Source organism: Brevundimonas mediterranea (assembly GCF_014196125.1).
Classification (GTDB): Bacteria; Pseudomonadota; Alphaproteobacteria; order Caulobacterales; family Caulobacteraceae; genus Brevundimonas; species Brevundimonas mediterranea.
The window spans coordinates 562,628-581,526 of sequence record NZ_JACIDA010000001.1; the positions used below are offsets into that span (position 1 = coordinate 562,628).

Genomic DNA, 18,899 nt, shown 5'->3' on the forward strand with positions numbered 1-18,899 from the left:
TCACCGCAGACTAATCGAGGGGCGGCTCCTGCAGGGGCCGCCCTTTGTCATTCCAGGCCGCCGTTCGGCCGCACGACACCGATCAAAGAAGTCCCATGCTCGAGAAGACCTTCGAACCCCAGGCCGCCGAACCCCGCCTGTACGCCCAGTGGGAAGAGAGCGGCCTCTTCGCGCCCCGCACGGAAGGGGCCGCAGGCGCCTATTCGATCGTCATTCCGCCGCCGAACGTGACGGGCAGCCTGCACATCGGCCATGCGCTGAACAATACGCTTCAGGACATCCTGGCCCGCTATCACCGGATGAAGGGCAAGGCGGTGCTGTGGCTGCCGGGCACGGACCACGCCGGCATCGCCACCCAGATGGTGGTCGAGCGCCAGCTGGCCGCCGCCGGCAATGTGGGCCGCCGCGACATGGGCCGCGACGCCTTCATCGACAAGGTCTGGGAGTGGAAGGCCGAGAGCGGCGGGACCATCGTGCGCCAGCTGCGTCGCCTGGGCGCGTCCTGCGACTGGTCGCGCGAGCGATTCACCCTGGACGAGGGGCTGAACGCGGCCGTGCGCAAGGTCTTCGTGCAACTGCACAGGGAAGGCCTGATCTATCGCGACAAGCGGCTGGTGAACTGGGATCCGCATTTCCAGACCGCCATTTCGGACCTGGAGGTCGAGCAGCGCGAGGTGGACGGCGCCTATTGGCATTTCGCCTATCCGCTGGCCGACGGCGTCACCTACGAACACCCCGTCGCCTTCGATGAGGACGGCAAGGCGACGGAGTTCGAGACGCGCGACTTCATCGTCGTCGCCACGACCCGGCCCGAGACCATGCTGGGCGACACCGGCGTGGCGGTGCATCCGGACGATGAGCGCTACAAGGGGCTGGTCGGCAAGTTCGTGACCCTGCCTATCGTGGGGCGTCGCATCCCCATCGTCGCCGACGACTATGCCGATCCGACCAAGGGCTCGGGCGCGGTGAAGATCACGCCGGCGCATGACTTCAACGACTTCGGCGTGGGCAAGCGGGCGGGCCTGCCTTCGCTGAACATCCTCGACGCCTTCGGCCGCATCACCGACGTGGATACGCCGGACGTGCCGTCGGAATACGTCGGCGTCGACCGTTTCGCCGCGCGCAAGGCCATCGTCGCCCGCGCCGAGGAAGAGGGCTGGCTGCGCGAGATCGAGAAGACCAAGCATGTCGTGCCGCACGGCGACCGTTCCGGCGTGGTTGTCGAGCCGTGGCTGACGGACCAGTGGTACGTCGACGCCAAGGTTCTGGCCCAGCCCGCGCTGAGGGCGGTGGAGCAGGGCGACATGGTGTTCGAGCCGAAGTCGTACGAGAAGATCTATTTCGAATGGCTGCGCAACATCGAGCCCTGGTGCATCAGCCGCCAGCTGTGGTGGGGCCACCGCATTCCGGCCTGGTACGGGCCGGGCGGCGAAATCTATGTCGCCGAGACCGAAGAGGACGCCCGCGAACTGGCGATGGCGGACTATGATTCCGAGGTCGCCCTGACCCAGGACGAAGACGTCCTCGACACCTGGTTCAGCTCGGCCCTGTGGCCCTTCTCGACCATGGGTTGGCCCGAGAAGACCGAGGATCTGGAGCGGTTCTATCCGACCAGCGACCTGGTCACGGCGGCGGACATCATCTTCTTCTGGGTCGCCCGGATGATGATGATGGGCCAGCACTTCATGGGCGAGGTCCCGTTCAAACGGGTCATCATCAACGGCCTGGTCCGCGACGAGAAGGGCCAGAAGATGAGCAAGTCCAAGGGGAACGTCATCGACCCCCTGGGCATCATCGACGAACTGGGCGCCGATCCGCTGCGGTTCACCATGGCCATCCTGTCGGGCACGCGCGACATCAAGCTGTCGAAGCAGCGGATCGAGGGATACCGCAACTTCGGCACCAAGCTATGGAACGCCGCCCGGTTCAGCCAGATGAACGAGGCGCGGCGCGTCGAGGGCTTTGATCCCGCGACGGTCGAACAGACGATCAACCGCTGGATCCGGGGCGAACTAACCAAGGCCGAGCGCGCCGTGTCCGAGGCCATAGAGGGCGGGCGGTTCGATGATGCGGCGGGGGCGTTGTACCGGTTCGTCTGGAACGTCTTCTGCGACTGGTATCTGGAACTGGCCAAGCCGGTGTTCAACGGCGCAGACGAGGCCGCCAAGGCCGAGACGCGGGCCATGACCGCCTGGACCCTGGACCAGACGCTGAAACTGCTGCACCCCGTCATGCCGTTCATCACCGAGGAACTGTGGGCCGAACTGGGCAAGGAAGGTCCGGCGCGGGAAGGCCTGCTGATCGGCGCCGAATGGCCGGTGCTGCCGGACGGCTTCATCGACGCCTCGGCCGAGGCCGAGATCGGCTGGCTGGTCGATCTGGTCGGCGAGATCCGGGGTCTGCGGGCGGAGATGAACGTGCCGCCGGCGGCCAAGCCGCCGCTGGCCTTCGTCGCACCGGACGCGGTCACGGCCGAGCGGATCGCGCGCCATCGCGACCTGATCCTGACGCTTGGCCGGGTGTCAGAGGTCGGATCGGCGGACGCCGCGCCGACGGGTGCCGTGACCTTCGTTTCAGGTGGATCGACGGTCGCCCTGTCGCTGGCCGGGATCATCGACCTGACCGCCGAACGGGCGCGGCTGGAGAAGGAGATCGCCGTGTTCGAGAGCGATATCGGCCATGTGAACAAGAAGCTGGGCAATCCCAATTTCGTGTCGCGGGCCGCGCCGGAAGTGGTCGATGAACAGCGGGCCAAACTGGCCGAGGCTGAGGCGGGCAAGGTCAAGCTGCAGGCGGCGCTGGCGCGGCTGAGCGAGATCGGATGAGGCTGGACCAGCTTCTCGTCACGCGGGGTCTGGCCGAGAGCCGGGCCAGGGCGAAGGCGGCCATCGAGGCCGGGGGCGTCACCGTGGACGGCGCGCCGGCCAAGTCCGGGTCTCAGACCGTCGGTGCGAACGCCGCCATCGGCTACGCCGACGCCCACCGCTGGGTCGGGCGTGGTGGGCTGAAGCTGGACCACGCCCTGACTGTCTGGCCCGTGGCCGTCGAAGGCCGGGTGGTGCTGGACGTCGGGGCGTCCACCGGCGGGTTCACCGAGGTCTGTCTGGATCGCGGGGCGGCCAAGGTGTTCGCGGTTGATGTCGGGTTCGGCCAGATGCACGACCGGGTCGCGGCCGATCCGCGCGTGGTCAATCTGGAGCGCACGGACGCCCGCGACCTGACGCCGAACCTGATCCCGGAGGCCCCGTCTCTGGTCGTGTGCGACGCCAGCTTCATCAGCCTGATCAAGGTGCTGCCCGCCGCGCTGGATCTGGCGGCGGCGGGGGCGGACCTAGTCACGCTGGTCAAGCCCCAGTTCGAGGCCGACGGTCCCGGCGGCGGCAAGAAGGGCGTGGTCAAGGATCCCGCCGCCCACGCCGCCGCTGTCGAACGTGTGCGGGACTGGCTGGAGGCGATGGGCTGGGCCGTGCAGGCGACGACCGAGAGCCCCATCACCGGCGGCGACGGCAATATCGAGTTCCTGCTGTGGGCCAAGAAGCCGGGCTAAACGGGCTCAAGTAGCGCGGAGCGCGGTAGCCCCCTCAAAATAAGAAACCGCCGGAGGACAAGTCCTCCGGCGGCTCCCGTCACGTCGTCGATCGACAGGGGGGCTGAAAATTAATCGACGACGCGATAGCGGCCGTACTGGTCGGGGCAGGTGCGGACATAGCGGGTGTCCCTGCGACCATCGGGCAGACGGATCTGGCTTTCGGCCAGGCGGCATCCGTCTGAATTCTGATAGGAATCGACCGGGCGAGAACGGTCGTCGTAGTAGCCGCGGTCCTGAACATAGTCGTCACGACGGTCGTAATCGTCGTAGCGGTAGCCCTGATCACCGCTGTAGCGGTCGTCGTAATAGCTCGGCTGGCTGTAGCCGTTCTGGGCATAGCCGTCCTGAGCATAGTAGCCGCTCTGACCGTAGCGGCTCTGGTACAAGCGGCAGGCGTCGGAGCTGGAGCGGCCGACCTGGGACCCGACCACGGCGCCCAGGACCCCGCCCAGGATGCTGCCCTCGGTGCGGCGACCGCGCGCGGCGAGTTGAGAGCCGATGACCGCGCCTGCGCCGCCGCCGATGACGGCTCCGGCGCCCGTGCGGCCCTGACGCTCACGGGCGCAGGGGTCGTACTGCGGTTGCTGGTAGCCATTGCCGTAAGCGTAGGACGGGGCGTAGGCGCCCGTTCCGTAGTTCTGGCTGTAGCCGTAGCTCTGGGCCGAGGCGGCCATGGGCGCAGCGACGGCGCCGAGGGTCAGGGCCGCAACGGCGGCGAGGGACTTGGTGGAGAGACGCATCTTCAACCCCTTGTGGTCGGACATTCAGTGACTGAGCTGAACGGCTGGACCGGCTGTCTGTTGCATCATGTCTATCGGGGTGAAGCTGAACGGCTTTTGAGCAGACCGTTCATCTTCATTCATGTTTGAAGGGCCTATCGCGCTTCGCGCTACTTGAGGCCGTGGTTCGTTCATCGCTCAAGAGCCTATCCCGCCTTGCGCGACTTGAGGCCGTGGCTTGGCGGGCGGCGGCGGCGGGGCTAGAAGCCCGGCGATGCAGACTTTTACGATCAGCCGCGTCGGCGGACAGGGCGACGGCGTCGCCGATACGCCGCAGGGGCCGGTCTTCGCCGGTCTGACCCTGCCGGGGGAGACGGTGCGGGGCGAGGTCGTCGATGGACGGCTGGAGCAAGTCGAGATCGTGACCCCCAGTGCCGACCGGATCGCGCCGGTGTCGCCCCAGTACGGCGATTGCGGTGGCTGCTCGCTGCAACACTGGGCGGATAAGCCGTATCTGGAGTGGAAGCGCGAGCAGGTGCGGTTGGCCCTGGCGCGCGAGGGGATCGAGACCGAGATCGAGGCGACGGTGGCGAGCCCGGCCGGGACGCGGCGGCGGGTGGCCCTGCACGCACGCCGGACCCAGGACGGCCGGGTGGTGCTGGGCTTCAAGGCGCGTCGGTCGTGGCGGCTGGTCGAGGTGCGGGAATGCCCGGTGGCCGATTCCCGGATCATCCGCGCCATCCCGGCCCTGACCGAGGTGGCGGCGGCCTTTCTGGAGCATCCCAAGTCGGCGCCGACCCTGCACGTGACCTGGACCCTGTCGGGGCTGGACGTGGATGTGACGGGCGTGGAGCGGCGCTCGGGCGGGGGGCTGTCGGCCGACGCCCAGATGCGGGCCATTGCGGCGGCGCACCGCGCGGATCTGGCGCGGCTTAGCCTGGCCGGCGACACCCTGGTGATGGCGCGCCAGCCGAAGATCGGCTTCGGCCCCGCGATCGTGCCCCTGCCGGCGGGGGGCTTTCTGCAAGCCGTGCCCCAGGCCGAGGCGGCCATGGTGGAGCGGGCCGTGGCGGCGGTGAAGGGGGCCAAGAAGATCGCCGACCTGTTCTGCGGCGCCGGGACCTTCACCTTCCCGCTGGCGACCGTGGCGCCGGTGATCGCAGCCGATGCGTCCAAGGCGGGGATCGAGGCCCTGAAGGCGGGCGTGGGCTCGGCCAAGGGGATGAAGGCGATCACGGCGGAGGCGCGCGACCTGTTCCGGCGGCCGTTGAACCCGTATGACCTGAAGGGGTGCGACGCCGTCGTGTTCGACCCGCCGCGCGCGGGGGCCATCGACCAGACGGCCCAGATCGCCGGGACCAAGGCCGGGGTGGTGGTCGGGGTGTCGTGCAACCCCCAGACCTTTGCGCGGGACGCGCGGGTTCTGATCGACGCCGGCTTCCGGCTGGAGCGGGTCACGCCGGTGGACCAGTTCCTGTGGTCGGCCCATGTCGAACTTGTTAGTGTTTTCAAGCGGTAAGTCTTATGGATGATGTGCTGGAAGACGGCCTGGGAGACGATGGCGGCGGGTTCGACGCCGACGACTGGGGGCGGTTGAAGCCCTTCGTCGGGGCGGTGGCGACGCTGGAGGACGTCCAGGCGCGCCGGGCCGTCTTCGCCCTGGGCGAGACCGACGATCCGCGCCCCATCGCCATGGACCTGCCCCAGCCGGTGATCTGGTGGGAGGAGGACGGCGAACAGGCGGCGGTCGCGGTCCAGGCCGAGAGCCATCTGGGGCCGGACGGCGAGGAGATGGAGATCCTGGGCCTGATCCTGCCGGACGGGGAGGGGGCGGTGGCCCTGATGGAGGACGTCGATCTGGTGGACGATACCGACCCGACCTGGCGCGACCTGGTCACGCGGGCGGTCGATCCGTCGGTGGCGGACGCCGACTGAAATAGACTCAATCCACTCGAAAAAATTGGAGTCTATTTAAGTCTATTCTCGGCTGTGAGGCGGAGCTGAGGGAGCGGCGGTCTCAGGTGGACCGAGCGTCGTGATTGCGATGTCAAAGACCCGTCGCCGATTTTAACACGGGACGATACGGCGATGAGTTGAGCGCTTTTCGTGGGGATCAATGCCGTGAAAAAACGTGACTTTGTCGCTGATATTAGGCGCGCTGGCTGGGCGCCGCCCGTTCAGCCGAACAACTCCAGCTGCGGCCGCGCGTCGGCGGGGACGCGGAACTGGGTTTCGTCCAGCAGGCGGAGCGGCGTATCCAGGCCGTAGCGTTTGACGGCGGCCTTGAAGCGGGCGCCGATCAGTTCGGCGACGGGGCCGGTCCCCTTCATCCGCTGGGACCAGTCGGCGTCGTAGTCCTTGCCCCCGCGCGTCTGGCGGATCAGCGACATGACGCGGGCGGCGCGGTCCGGCCGGGCGTCGGCCAGCCACTCGCGAAACAGATCCTTGATCTCGAGCGGCAGGCGCAGGGTGACGTACATGGCCCGAGTCGCCCCCGCCTTGGCCGCCGCCTCGAGCACCGATTCCAGTTCGTGGTCGTTCAGGCCGGGAATGACCGGGGCGAAGCCGACGCCGACGGGACAGCCCGCGTCGGCGAGCCGGCTGATGGCCTCCAGCCGTTTGGTCGGGGTCGAGGCGCGGGGCTCCATGGCGCGGGCCAGGCCCCGGTCCAGGGTGGTGATGGAGACGAAGGCCGAGGCCAGGCCGGCCTGACCCATGGGCCCCAGAATATCGGCGTCGCGCGTGATCAGCACAGACTTGGTGATGATGCTGAAGGGGTGGTTGAACCGACGCATGACCTCGAGGATCGAGCGGGTCGATTTCAGCTCGCGTTCGACCGGCTGATAGGGGTCGGTGTTGCCGCCTATATGGATGCGTTTGCACCGGTATCGGGAGGCGAGGAAGGCCTGTTCCAGCAGACGCGCCCCTTCGGGCTTGAAGAAGATCCGGCTCTCGAAATCCAGGCCCGGGGATAGGCCCATCCAGGCATGGGACGGACGGGCGTAGCAGTAGATACAGCCATGTTCGCAACCTTTGTACGGGTTGATGGAGCGGTCGAAGCCGATGTCGGGACTGTCGTTCCGGGCGATGATGGTGCGGGCGTGTTCGGGCGTGAGAGTGGTGCGCAGCGGCGCGGCCTGGGCGTCGTCGGTCGTCCAGCCGTCATCGAACGACTCATGCTGTTCGGGCTCGTAACGGCCTGTCGCATTCGAACGCGCGCCTCTTCCCTTGGCGGATTTCATGAGACGAGGATGGATCAGAAAAGAGAACAGAGCAAGAACATTTGTTCTGCGTGTCGTTCGCAACAAGCCAAACATAAGACACAGTTTCAGTTGCTGTATGGATATGGCGCCGCTAATGGCGAACCTTAGTCGAGGAGTTTCGCATGACGACCAGACATCTGGCGGCCCTGTCCCTTCTGGCCCTGCTGGCCGCCTGCAACCGTCCGGGCGAGGCGCCGGTCACGGCGCCTGCCGCCGAAGCCGCCGTGGCGCTGAAGGCGCCCGCTGGCGTCTATGCGCTGGATCCGACCCATGCGACGCTGCAATGGTCGGTGCTGCACAACACCATCTCGAACTACACCGCCCGTTTCGACAAGCTTGAGGCGACGCTGACGCTGGATCCGGCCAATCTCGGGAGCTCGCGGATCACGGCGACTATCGATCCGACCTCGGTCGACGCCGCCTATCCCGCCGACTACGAGGCCTCGCACGCGGGAACCGGCTTCCACAGCTGGAACGACGACATGGCGAATAACGCCAAGTTCCTGAACGCCAAGGCCTTCCCGACGATCAGATTCGTCTCGACCTCGGTCGAACAGACCGGCGCGCGCACGGCCAAGGTGACGGGCGACCTGACCTTCCTGGGCCAGACCCGTCCGGTGACGCTGGACGCGACCTTCAACGGCGAGATCGAACGGCATCCGTTCGCCCAGGTTCCGGCTGTCGGTTTCGCCGCCGAGGGCCGCTTCAAGCGCAGCGACTTCGGCATGGCCGTGGGCCCGGTCGGCGACGAGGTGACGATCCGTTTCGACGGCGAGTTCATCCAGCAGGCCGCCCCGGCCGCGCCGGCGAACTGATCGCCCGCACCTAGACCACCGAAACGGCGGCGGAGGCAGGCTCCGCCGCCGTGCTCATTTTTCGCCTGATCGAAGACTGCTCATGAACGCCGCCCATCGCTATTCCGCCGTCGCCATCACCCTGCACTGGGTAATCGCCGTCTGCATCCTGTCGATGATTCCGATGGGGTGGTGGATGACTGCGGCCATCGAACAGCCCGACAGCCAGGCCCTGGCCTATCGGGTGTTTCAGATCCACAAGTCGATCGGTTTCCTGATCTTGGCCCTGACCGTGGTGCGGATCGCCTGGCGGCTGACGCACCGGGGGCCGGCCCTGCCGCCCGGGATGAAGCGGTGGGAGGCCTTCGCCGCCCACACGACCCATGTGGCCTTCTACACCCTGATGCTGGCCTTGCCGCTGACGGGGTGGCTGTATGTCTCGGCCGGCTGGGCCGTGTCGCAGGACCGGGCGCTGGAGGTGGCGACCAGCTGGTTCGGCCTGTTTCCCATCCCGCACCTGCCGGGCGTGGCCGAACTGGCGGCGGGCGTGAAACGGGCCCTGGCCTTCCAGGCCATGGGGGCGCATGCGGCGATGGCCTGGGGCGCGGTCGTCCTGGTCGCCCTGCATGTCGGGGCGGCGCTGAAGCATCAGTTCGTGGATCGCGACGGCGTGCTGGCGCATATGGTCCCTTTTCTCAAGCCTGGCCTGAAGGCGGGACACGAGCCCGCGTTTTCGGCGCCGTCCTCCCCCTGGGTCGAGCGGGGCGTGGGCGTGGCCCTGATCGCCGTCGTAGCCGTTGCGGGCGCGGTGGCGGCGCGGCCCTACGCCATGCCCGGTCTGGAGATGACCCGGACGGAGGCGCCCGCTCCGGTCTCGGCGCCGGCGTCAGGCCCGGTCTCGGCGGAGGCGCCGGTCACGCCGGGGACGGCCGCCGGCTGGACCATCGACTCCGCCGCCTCGAGCATCGCCTTCGGCGGAACCCATGCAGGCGCGGCCTTCAAGGGGCGGTTCGAACGCTGGGAGGGCCAGGTCTGGTTCGATCCGGCGGATCTGGCGGGATCCAAGGCCGTGATCACGGTGCAGACGGCGTCGGCCCGGACCGGCGACCCGACGCAGGAGGGCTCGCTGCAAGGCGCCGAATGGTTCGATCCGAGCCGGTATCCGACCGCCCGGTTCGAGACCACGGGCTTCCGCGCTCTGGGCGGCGACCGCTATGAGGCGACGGGCAGGCTGCGGATCAAGACGACCACCGTGCCGGTCGTCCTGCCCTTCACTTTCCGAGAAACCGGTGGCGTCGCCGCGGTGGACGGCCGGCTGGAACTGGACCGGACGGCGCTGGACATGGGCATGGAGTCCGACGCCACCGGCGACTGGGTGTCGAAGATGATCGGTGTCCAGATCAAGGTCTCGGCGCGACGCGCGGGCTGAGGCGACGGATGCGCCGCCGCTTGCCCTGAGGGAAGTCAGGCCTTAGGGGTCCGCGCTCTTGATCAATGATTCAGGGAGCGGTCCGATGACCCTCGCACTTCTGTTTCCCGGACAGGGCAGCCAGGCCGTCGGCATGGGCGCGCAACTGGCCGACGCCTTCGCCTCCGCCCGCGAGGTCTTCGCCGAGGTGGACGAGGCCCTGGACCAGAAACTGTCGGTGCTGATGCGCGAAGGCCCCGAGGACCAGCTGACCCTGACCGAGAACGCCCAGCCGGCGTTGATGGCGGTGTCCATGGCGGCGATGCGGGCGCTGAAGGTCGAGTTCGGGTTCGACGTCGCGACGGCGGCCTATGTGGCCGGTCACTCGCTGGGTGAATATTCGGCCCTGGCGGCGGCGGGGGCCCTGTCGCTGTCGGATACGGCGCGGCTGCTGAAGCTGCGCGGCCAGGCCATGCAGCGGGCGGTTCCGGTGGGGCAGGGGGCGATGGCCTCGCTGATCGGACCCAAGACCGACCTGGCCCTGGCCGAGGCCGCGGCGGCGGCCGGTTCGGAAATTGGCGTCTGTGTGGTCGCCAATGACAACAACAACGGCAATATCGTCATCTCGGGCGAGAAGGCCGCCGTGGACCGGGCTATCGAGAAGGCCAAGGAACTGGGCGCGCGGGCGATCCCGCTGAACGTCTCGGCGCCCTTCCACTGCCCGCTGATGCAGCCGGCGGCGGATGAGATGGCGGCGGCCCTGGCGTCGGCGACCATTCTGGCGCCTGTCGTGCCCGTGGTGGCCAATGTGCTGGCGCGGCCGGAGCGCGATCCGGAGGTCATCCGCCGGCTGCTGGTCGAACAGGTGACCGGCCGGGTGCGCTGGCGCGAGAGCATGGAGTGGATGGCGGGCGAAGGTGGGGTGACGCGCTTCGTCGAGATCGGCTCGGGCAAGGTGCTGACCGGCATGGCCAAGCGGATCGCGCCGGCGGCCGAGTGCCTGCCGCTGAACACGCCGGAAGAGCTGGAAGCCTTCGCCAAGGCTCTGTAATTTCGCCGCTCATCCCGGCGAAAGCCGGGACCCAGATCTTTGGGCGATGAGCGTTTGGGTTTGCGCAGGAACGGTGATCCCGGCCATCCTGCGCGTGAAAGCACTGGGTCCCGGCTTTCGCCGGGATGAGCGGAGAATTTGAATGTTCAATCTTGCAGGCAAGACCGCGCTGGTGACCGGCGCGACGGGCGGGATCGGCAGGGCGGTGGCGCGGGCGCTGCACGCCCAGGGCGCGACCGTGGTGCTGTCGGGCACGCGCGAGGCCGTGCTGGCGGATCTGGCCAAGGACCTGGGGGAGCGGGCGCATTTCGCGACGGCGAACCTGTCGGATCCGGAGTCGGTGGATAATCTGGTCGCGGCGGCCGAGGCTGCGGCGGGCGCCCCGCTGGACATCCTGGTGGCCAATGCGGGCATCACCAAGGACGGCCTGCTGATGCGGATGAAGGACGAGGACTTCCAGTCGGTCATCCAGATCAACCTGGAGAGCTATTTCCGCCTGACCCGCGCGGCGGTGAAGGGGATGATGAAGCGCCGGTCTGGCCGAATCATCGGCGTGACCTCGGTCGTCGGCGTGACCGGAAATCCGGGCCAGACCAATTATTCGGCCTCCAAGGCCGGGATGATCGGCTTCTCCAAGTCGCTGGCGCAGGAGGTCGGATCGCGCGGCATTACGGTCAACTGCATCGCGCCGGGCTTCATCGCCTCGCCGATGACCGATGTGCTGAACGAGCAGCAGCGTGAGACCATTTTGGCCCGGATTCCGGCCGGTCGGCTGGGCGCCGGCGACGAGATCGCGGCCGCCGCCGTCTATCTGTCGTCGGACGAAGCCGCCTATGTGACGGGCCAGACGCTGCATGTGAACGGCGGCATGGCGATGATCTGATCGCGATCACGAAATTCAACAGACTATTTCTTGCCCGAAAGCCTGTGCTAAAGGGCAGAACGCAACGGCGGTTCGGGCTTTCGGGCTTGCGTCGCCTTCGCTGCCGTGAGACGGCGATTTACAAGCTACCCCCGCCTCTACGGCGATTTTAAACAGGCAGAGAGACACTCATGTCCGACACCCTCGAGCGCGTTCGCAAGATCGTCATCGACCACCTGGACGCCGATCCGGACAAGGTCACGGAAAAAGCCAGCTTCATCGACGACCTGGGCGCCGACTCGCTCGACAACGTCGAGCTGGTGATGGCCTTCGAAGAAGAATTCGACATCGAGATCCCGGATGACGCCGCCGAGCACATCCAGACGGTCGGCGATGCGGTCAAGTTCATCGACGAAAAGTCGGCTGGCTGATTTCAGCCCCCGACTGGCGGCCCGATAGGGCCGACGGTTCACAGGGCCGCCCGGCGCTCCTAGCGGAGTCGCCCGGCGGCCTTTACTGTTTCTGACCCATGCGAATCCGAAGTGATTCTCCGGGTTCGGACTGGAGAATTTTAGGAGCACGCACCATGCGCCGCGTCGTCGTTACGGGCATCGGTCTGCTGACCCCCCTGGGTTGGGGTGTCGAGAAGAGCTGGAAGGGCATCGTCGAGGGACGGTCGGGCATCCGCCCGATCACGGCCTTCGACACCACGGGCTATGGCTGCACCATCGCTGGCGAAGTGCCGAGCGTGAATGGGCGCGGCGGCGGCGGCGAAGGTGACTTCGACCCCGAGAAGATCATGTCGGTCAAGGACCGCAAGCGCGTCGACGACTTCATCCTGTACGCCATAGCGGCGGCGGACGAGGCCCTGGCCGACGCGGACTGGAAGCCCGAGACCGACGAGGACAAGGAACGCACCGGCGTCATGGTCGGCTCCGGCATCGGCGGCCTGGGCGCGATCGCCGAGACGGCCATCGTGCTGAAGGAACAGGGGGTGCGCCGCGTCAGCCCCTTCTTCATCCCCAGCGCCCTGATCAATCTGGCCGGGGGGCAGATTTCGATCCGCCACGGCCTGAAGGGGCCGAACCATGCGGTCGTGACGGCCTGCGCTACCGGCGCCCACGCCATCGGCGACGCGGCCCGGATGATCGCCCTGGACGACGCTGACGTGATGGTGGCCGGCGGGGCGGAAAGCTCGGTCGTGCCGCTGGGCATCGCCGGCTTCCTGGCCTGCAAGGCTCTGTGCACCGCCTATAACGACACGCCGGACAAGGCGTCTCGTCCCTATGACCGGGGCCACGCCGGCTTCATCATGGGCGAGGGCGCCGGGATCCTGGTGCTGGAGGAATACGAACACGCCAAGGCGCGCGGGGCCAAGATCTACGCCGAGGTCGTGGGTTACGGCATGAGCGGCGACGCCCACCACATCACCGCCCCGTCCGAGGACGGCGAGGGCGGGGTGCGGGCCATGAAGATGGCGCTGAAGCGGGCTGGGATGGAGCCGTCGGACCTCGACTATGTCAACGCCCACGGCACCTCGACCATGGCGGACTGGATCGAGCTGAAGGGGATCGAGGGACTGGTCGGCGATCACGCCCAGAACCTGGCCGTCAGTTCCACCAAGTCGATGACCGGCCACCTGTTGGGCGCCGCCGGGGCCATAGAAGCGGCCTTCTGTGTCCTGGCCATCCGGGACCAGGTGGCGCCGCCGACGATCAATCTGGACGACCCGGAGATGGAGACGCCGATCGACCTGGTCCCGAACAAGGCCAGGCCGATGAAGATCGATGTCGCCATGTCCAACAGTTTCGGCTTCGGGGGCACCAACGCCTCGGTGATCTTCAAGAAGGTCGACTGACATGTTCGGACGGGGGCGGGTTGAAAAGGGGCGGGGACGGTCGGGTCTGACGGTGACGTTGCTGACCGCCTCGGCGACGTTCAGCCTGTTCCTGATCGCCGCCCTGGCGATTGTCTGGGGCGTCTACTACGGCCCGGGGCCTGGCGCCCGTCAGGGAGACCGCACGGTCGTCACCCTGGCCAGCGGGTCCGGCGTCTCGGCCATCGCCGCACAGCTGAAGGCGGCGGGGGTGATCCGCTCGACCGACCTGTTCAAGGCGGCGGCGACCTTCACCGGCGCGGATCGCAAGCTGCGCGCCGGCGAATACGAGGTGCCGTCGGGCACGTCGCTGGGTGGAGTGCTCAAACTGTTGGTCGATGGCCGGGTGGTGCGCCATTTCGTGACCCTGCCGGAAGGCTGGTCCTCGGCCCAGGCGCTCGACATCCTGAACAAGGAGCCGGTGCTGACCGGCACGGTCGAGGTCCTGCCGGAGGAAGGCAGCCTGTGGCCCGACACCTATGAGATCGCGCGCGGCGATACGCGCCAGTCGGTGATCGACCGGATGCAGCGGGCCGCCAGCGAAAATCTTCGGCTGTTGTGGGCGCAACGTGGGCCGGGAACGGTTGTGCGAAACCCCGAGGAGGCGGTGATCCTGGCCTCCATCGTCGAAAAGGAGACCGGTCTGGCGGCGGAGCGGCCACGTGTGGCGGCGGTGTTCTCCAACCGGCTGCGTCAGGGGATGCGGCTGGAGAGCGATCCGACCATCGTCTACGGCATTACCCAGGGTCGTCCACTGGGGCGCGGCATCCGTCGGTCGGAACTGGACCGTCAGACCCCCTGGAACACCTATCAGATCGACGGCCTGCCGCCGACGCCCATCGCCAATCCAGGCAAGGAGGCGCTGCAGGCCGTGCTGAACCCGCCCGCCGAACAAGCCTTGTTCTTCGTCGCCGACGGATCGGGTGGTCACGCCTTCGCCGCCACTTATGACGAGCATCTGCGCAATGTCGCCCGTTGGCGTCAGATCGAGCGCCAGAAGGCCGGATTGCCGCCCGAGGCGCCGGCGCCGGTCGCGCCGGGAAGCAGCGCCGCCCCGATGGCGGACCCGGCCGAGCCGATACCTCAGACGCCCGGTCAAGCCACCCTGACCCTGCCCGCCGGCGCCTCGCGAGGCGTGCAATGACCCGCCTGTCCGGCATGACCGGCTTCGGCCGGGCGGATGGGGCGGGCGAGGGCTGGACCTGGTCGGTCGAGGCCCGCTCGGTCAACGGCCGCAATCTGGAGGTCCGGTTCCGCGGCCCCAATGGGTTCGATGGTCTGGAACGGGCCGCCAAGGCGGCGGCCCAGGCCCGTCTGGCGCGCGGTCAGGTCACGATCGGCGTTCAGGCTAAAAAGATCGAGGCCGGCGAGGCGGCCGTCACCATCAATGCGGCGGTCCTGGCCCGCTATCTGACCCTGGCCAATGAACTGGCCGAGGACGGGGCGACCCCGCCGTCCGCCGACGGCCTTCTGGCCCTGCGCGGGGTGATCGAGGCGCCGGAAGAGGTGGACGATCCCGAGGCCCGCGCCATTCTGGAAGCCGCCATGGCCGGAACGGTCGAAGCGGCGCTGGACGCTCTTAAGACGTCACGCGAGGGCGAAGGCGCGCAGCTGACGCCGGTGCTGGAAGAGTTCATCCGCCGAATCGAGACCCTGGTGGCCCAGGCTGAAAGCGAGGCCACGGCCCAGGTCGCGGCCATCCGCGATCGGTTCAGCCGCCGCATGTCTGAACTGGCCCCTGATGCGCCAGGTCTGGAAGACCGAATATTCCTTGAAGCGGCGGCCCTGGCGACCAAGGCGGATGTGCGCGAGGAGCTGGATCGGCTGACGGCCCATATTGATGCGGCCCGCCAACTGCTGGTCTCGGCGCCCGCCGGGCGGAAACTAGACTTTCTGATGCAGGAATTCATGCGTGAGGCCAACACGCTCTGCTCGAAATCGGCTACGACCGCGCTCACCGGAATCGGCCTCGAACTGAAGGCCGTCATCGAACAGTTGCGTGAACAGGTCCAGAATGTCGAATGAACGCACGCCCCGTCGGGGCGTCCTCCTGATCGTCGCCAGCCCGTCGGGCGCGGGCAAGACGTCGCTGTGCCGCCGGTTGATGGCGGATCACGGTGGGCTGGAGCTGTCCGTGTCGATGACGACCCGCGGCATCCGGCCGGGCGAGGTCGATGGGCGCGACTATAATTTCGTCGATCGTGAGCGGTTCCAGAAGCTGATAGACGCCGACGCCTTCCTGGAATGGGCCGATGTGCACGGCAATCTGTACGGCAGCCCGCGCGGTCCCGTGGACCGCGCCTTGGCCGAGGGCCGCGACGTGCTGTTCGACATCGACTGGCAGGGCGCGCGGGACGTGGCCGAGAAATGCCCCGAGGACGCGGTGCGGGTGTTCATCCTGCCGCCCAGCCTGGAAGAACTGCGCCGTCGCCTGATCACCCGGTCGCAGGATTCGGACGACGTCATCGAGCGCCGCGTCGCCAACGCCAAGGGCGAGATCGAACACTGCGACGCCTTTGACTATGTGATCGTCAACGAGGATTTCGACCGATCCTACGCCGAGCTCGCGCACATCTACCACGCCGAGCGGTCGCGTCGTTTCCGCAATCTGTGGGTGGGTGACTACAAGGCCGCCCTGCTGCGAGAGCCGGTTTGAGAAGAACCCGACCCGGGCAATCGATCTTGAAAACAACGACACCGCGGCCAGCGGAGGGGGAACAGTGCCGCCGCGGTGTCGTCTTCGGCTGAGAAGCGGCGCCGACATCGCGCCAGGCGGGGGCGTCCTACGCGACGTCGACTTCGACGCTGCTCAACTGCATCCTTTGTTCCACAACAGGAGTTCCAGAGGGTAAATTTCTATCTAGGGGCGATTGCTTAGGTACGCCCCACGATCGCCAAACTGATGTTTTGCGGGTCCGATCAGAGCGGCGTGCGCGCAGCGAACCAGGGCGTAAGTCGCGCCAGGGCCGTCTCGACCTCGGCCGTGGAAACGGCGAAGCTGATGCGGATGAAGCGATGGCCGTCGACGGGATCGAAATCGACGCCGGGCGCGGTGGCCACGCCCGTATCGCGCAACAGTTGTTCGCAGAAGGCCACACTGTCGTCCGTCAGATGGCCGATGTCGGCCCATATGTAGAAGGCGCCGTCGGGCGGCGCGATCTTCTCCAGGCCGAGGGCCGGCAGGGCCGCCAGCATCAGGTCGCGGTTTCGGGCGTAGGTCTGGATATGACCCTCGAGTTCGTCGATCGCGTCCATGGCGACCAGGCCGGCGTGCTGGCTGAGGCTGGGCGGGGTCAGGAACATGTTGCCGATATAGGCGCGGGCGGCGTCGATCAGGCTCTCGGGGACCAGCAGCCAGCCCAGGCGCCAGCCGGCCATGCTCCAGTATTTGGAGAAGCTGTTGATCACCATAGCGTCGGGCGCGAACTGCAGCATCGACGGCGTCGGGCCGACATAGGACAGGCCGTGGTAGATCTCGTCCGAGACGACGGCGATATCGCGCGCGCGGCAGACTTCGGCGATGGCGGCGAGTTCGGCGTCGGGGATGACGGTGCCGGTGGGATTGGCGGGGCTGGCGATGATGACGCCGACGGGGGCCGGATCCAGGGCTTGGAGCTGGGCGGCGGTCAGCTGGAACCGGGTCTCGGGGCCGCAGGCGATCTCGACCGGTTCAAGGTGCAGGGCGCGCAGGGTGTTGCGATAGGCGACATAGCCGGGGCGGGCCAGGGCGATGCGGTCGCCCGGCCTGAAGCGGGTGCTGAGCGCCAGGACGAGGGCGGGGGAGGCGCCGCAGGTCAGCAGGATGCGGTCGGGATCGACCGCGACGCCGTAGCGATCTTCATACAGGCGTGCGATCCGGGCGCGCAGGTCGGGGCTTTCCCAATAGCCCATGGCGTCGGCGTCCAGCACCTCATGCGCACGGGCGATGGCGGCGGCGGGCGCGCCGGTCGAGGGCTGGCCGAACTCCATATGGATGACCGACCGGCCTTCGGCCTTCAACTGGTGCGCCAGGCGGCTGATGGTGATGGCGCGGAAGGGTTCGACGGTCATCAGATCACCTACGTTCAAGGCGTTGAGCGAGCGTGGACAAAAACCAAACCATTCCCATGCACAAAACGCCCAAGGTCACTGTCATCCAGCCTGTCGGCGTAGGATGAACATCAATCCAGCTGGGGTTGTCGCCGAGAATGCACCCCCAAGAGCCGTGAACTACAATGTTGATCAAACCTGCGTTGATGATGTGCAAAGCACAAGCGTAACCTATGGCCCTTAGCGCGACGGTCGGTCCCCAATAGATTGTAGAGCAGAGGAGGATGAAGCTAGATGCACCAGCGAACCACGGTGCTTCCTGTATTACTGATAGAACGTTGCAGGATAGGCTCATCCCCCTGCTGAAAGCCGCCAGAGCAAACTGCGCGAACAAGCCAAAAGCCATCACTACGCAGAAGATGACCCTAGGCCAGCGATGACGGGGACGTGGCGGCAATACGCTGTGCTCTATGTCGCCCAAAGTATCACGTCCTACTGCAGCGCATCGGCGATGCGAAGGAAGCCCGCAACATCCACCGTTTCAGCCCGCACATCCGGTTCGATGCCGGCGGCCTCGCACAGGGCGGCGCCGCCGAGCTGTTTCAAGCTGGATCGCAGCATCTTGCGGCGCTGGCCGAAGGCGGCGGCGGTGACGCGTTCCAGCTTCTTCAGGCGCTCGGGCGACGGGCGCTCGTCCAGCGGGACCAGATAGACCACGGCCGAGGCCACCTTGGGCGGCGGGGTGAAGGCGGCGGCGGGCAGGTGCATGACGATGCGGGCGGTGCAGACGGCCTGGGAAATGACCGCCAGCCGGCCATAGGCGTCGTCGCCCGGCCCGGCGGCGACCCGCTCGGCCACCTCCTTCTGGAACATCAGGGTCAGACTGTGGGGCAGCCAGGGACCGGTCAGCCATTTGATCAGCAGGGCCGTGCCGACGTTGTAGGGCAGGTTGGAGACCATGTGGGCGGGGCCGGAGACCAGGTCCGCCTCCTTCACCTTCAGCGCGTCGGCCTCGACGATCGTCAGGCGGCCGGAGCCGTCGTCCAGTTCGGACAGCAGGGGGATGAAGCGCGGATCCTTTTCCACCAGGACCACGGGACCGGCGTCGGATTCCAGCAGGGCGCGGGTCAGGCCGCCGGGGCCGGGGCCGACCTCGATCACCGCCCGGCCGTCGAACGGGCCGGCGAGGCGCACGATTTTGCGCGTCACATTGAGGTCCAGCAGAAAATGCTGGCCGAAGCTCTTCTTGGCCAGCAGGCCGTGGGCGTCGAGGGTTTCGCGGAGGGAAGGAAGGTCGGTCACAGGCCC

At 67.3% G+C, this 18,899-nt stretch carries 17 protein-coding genes; 13 read left to right on the forward strand and 4 right to left on the reverse strand.

What is annotated here, in order from left to right; all coding sequences use genetic code 11:
• The first annotated feature begins 95 nt into the window (after nucleotides 1-95).
• Together GGR11_RS02870 and GGR11_RS02875 are read left to right on the forward strand one after the other, a co-directional pair.
• Nucleotides 96-2,825, forward strand: a complete 2,730-nt coding sequence (locus tag GGR11_RS02870; RefSeq protein ID WP_183195312.1) for a valine--tRNA ligase — start codon at nucleotides 96-98, stop codon at nucleotides 2,823-2,825.
• A complete protein-coding gene (locus tag GGR11_RS02875; protein WP_183195313.1) occupies nucleotides 2,822-3,547 on the forward strand; it encodes a TlyA family RNA methyltransferase in 726 nt (241 codons plus the stop codon). Before GGR11_RS02870 ends, GGR11_RS02875 begins: the two co-directional genes overlap by 4 nt.
• A 110-nt stretch (nucleotides 3,548-3,657) precedes the next feature.
• On the opposite strand, the gene GGR11_RS02880 is transcribed toward GGR11_RS02875, so the two are convergent.
• A complete protein-coding gene (locus tag GGR11_RS02880) occupies nucleotides 3,658-4,329 on the reverse strand; it encodes a glycine zipper 2TM domain-containing protein (protein WP_183195314.1) in 672 nt (223 codons plus the stop codon).
• 253 nt (nucleotides 4,330-4,582) lie between these two features.
• On the opposite strand from GGR11_RS02880, the gene GGR11_RS02885 reads away from it, so the two are divergent.
• Together GGR11_RS02885 and GGR11_RS02890 are read left to right on the forward strand one after the other, a co-directional pair.
• On the forward strand, nucleotides 4,583-5,827 hold the full coding sequence (locus tag GGR11_RS02885; protein ID WP_183195315.1) for a class I SAM-dependent RNA methyltransferase: 1,245 nt from the start codon (nucleotides 4,583-4,585) through the stop codon (nucleotides 5,825-5,827).
• A 5-nt stretch (nucleotides 5,828-5,832) separates the two neighbouring features.
• Nucleotides 5,833-6,243, forward strand: coding sequence for a hypothetical protein (locus GGR11_RS02890; RefSeq protein WP_183195316.1), 411 nt, complete (start codon nucleotides 5,833-5,835; stop codon nucleotides 6,241-6,243).
• A gap of 242 nt (nucleotides 6,244-6,485) precedes the next feature.
• Here GGR11_RS02890 and GGR11_RS02895 read toward each other — a convergent pair whose 3' ends face one another.
• Complete coding sequence (locus GGR11_RS02895) at nucleotides 6,486-7,550, reverse strand: PA0069 family radical SAM protein (protein WP_183195317.1); 1,065 nt, start codon at nucleotides 7,548-7,550, stop codon at nucleotides 6,486-6,488.
• Nucleotides 7,551-7,693: 143 nt separating this feature from the next.
• On the opposite strand from GGR11_RS02895, the gene GGR11_RS02900 reads away from it, so the two are divergent.
• From GGR11_RS02900 to gmk, 9 genes are all read left to right on the forward strand, one after another.
• Nucleotides 7,694-8,386, forward strand: a complete 693-nt coding sequence (locus tag GGR11_RS02900; protein ID WP_183195318.1) for a YceI family protein — start codon at nucleotides 7,694-7,696, stop codon at nucleotides 8,384-8,386.
• An 82-nt stretch (nucleotides 8,387-8,468) separates the two neighbouring features.
• Nucleotides 8,469-9,794 carry a cytochrome b/b6 domain-containing protein gene (locus GGR11_RS02905; protein WP_183195319.1) on the forward strand — a complete coding sequence of 442 codons (1,326 nt, stop codon included), beginning with the start codon at nucleotides 8,469-8,471 and terminating at the stop codon, nucleotides 9,792-9,794.
• Nucleotides 9,795-9,879: 85 nt separating this feature from the next.
• Entirely contained in the window at nucleotides 9,880-10,824 is a 945-nt protein-coding gene (gene fabD / locus GGR11_RS02910) for an ACP S-malonyltransferase (RefSeq protein WP_183195320.1), read from the forward strand.
• A gap of 142 nt (nucleotides 10,825-10,966) precedes the next feature.
• Nucleotides 10,967-11,707, forward strand: a complete 741-nt coding sequence (gene fabG, locus GGR11_RS02915) for a 3-oxoacyl-[acyl-carrier-protein] reductase (protein WP_183195321.1) — start codon at nucleotides 10,967-10,969, stop codon at nucleotides 11,705-11,707.
• 170 nt (nucleotides 11,708-11,877) lie between these two features.
• Complete coding sequence (locus tag GGR11_RS02920; RefSeq protein WP_008264317.1) at nucleotides 11,878-12,117, forward strand: acyl carrier protein; 240 nt, start codon at nucleotides 11,878-11,880, stop codon at nucleotides 12,115-12,117.
• 155 nt (nucleotides 12,118-12,272) lie between these two features.
• Complete coding sequence (gene fabF / locus GGR11_RS02925; RefSeq protein WP_183195322.1) at nucleotides 12,273-13,544, forward strand: beta-ketoacyl-ACP synthase II; 1,272 nt, start codon at nucleotides 12,273-12,275, stop codon at nucleotides 13,542-13,544.
• Between the two features lies 1 nt (nucleotide 13,545).
• Complete coding sequence (gene mltG / locus GGR11_RS02930) at nucleotides 13,546-14,706, forward strand: endolytic transglycosylase MltG (RefSeq protein WP_183195323.1); 1,161 nt, start codon at nucleotides 13,546-13,548, stop codon at nucleotides 14,704-14,706.
• On the forward strand, nucleotides 14,703-15,587 hold the full coding sequence (locus tag GGR11_RS02935) for a YicC/YloC family endoribonuclease (RefSeq protein ID WP_183195324.1): 885 nt from the start codon (nucleotides 14,703-14,705) through the stop codon (nucleotides 15,585-15,587). Before mltG ends, GGR11_RS02935 begins: the two co-directional genes overlap by 4 nt.
• On the forward strand, nucleotides 15,577-16,218 hold the full coding sequence (gmk, locus tag GGR11_RS02940) for a guanylate kinase (protein ID WP_008262586.1): 642 nt from the start codon (nucleotides 15,577-15,579) through the stop codon (nucleotides 16,216-16,218). The genes GGR11_RS02935 and gmk overlap by 11 nt, the downstream gene beginning before the upstream one ends.
• 263 nt (nucleotides 16,219-16,481) lie before the next feature.
• Here gmk and GGR11_RS02945 read toward each other — a convergent pair whose 3' ends face one another.
• Entirely contained in the window at nucleotides 16,482-17,612 is a 1,131-nt protein-coding gene (locus GGR11_RS02945) for a pyridoxal phosphate-dependent aminotransferase (RefSeq protein ID WP_183195325.1), read from the reverse strand.
• A gap of 471 nt (nucleotides 17,613-18,083) precedes the next feature.
• Nucleotides 18,084-18,893 carry a 16S rRNA (adenine(1518)-N(6)/adenine(1519)-N(6))-dimethyltransferase RsmA gene (gene rsmA, locus GGR11_RS02950; protein ID WP_183195326.1) on the reverse strand — a complete coding sequence of 270 codons (810 nt, stop codon included), beginning with the start codon at nucleotides 18,891-18,893 and terminating at the stop codon, nucleotides 18,084-18,086.
• Nucleotides 18,894-18,899: the final 6 nt, after the last annotated feature.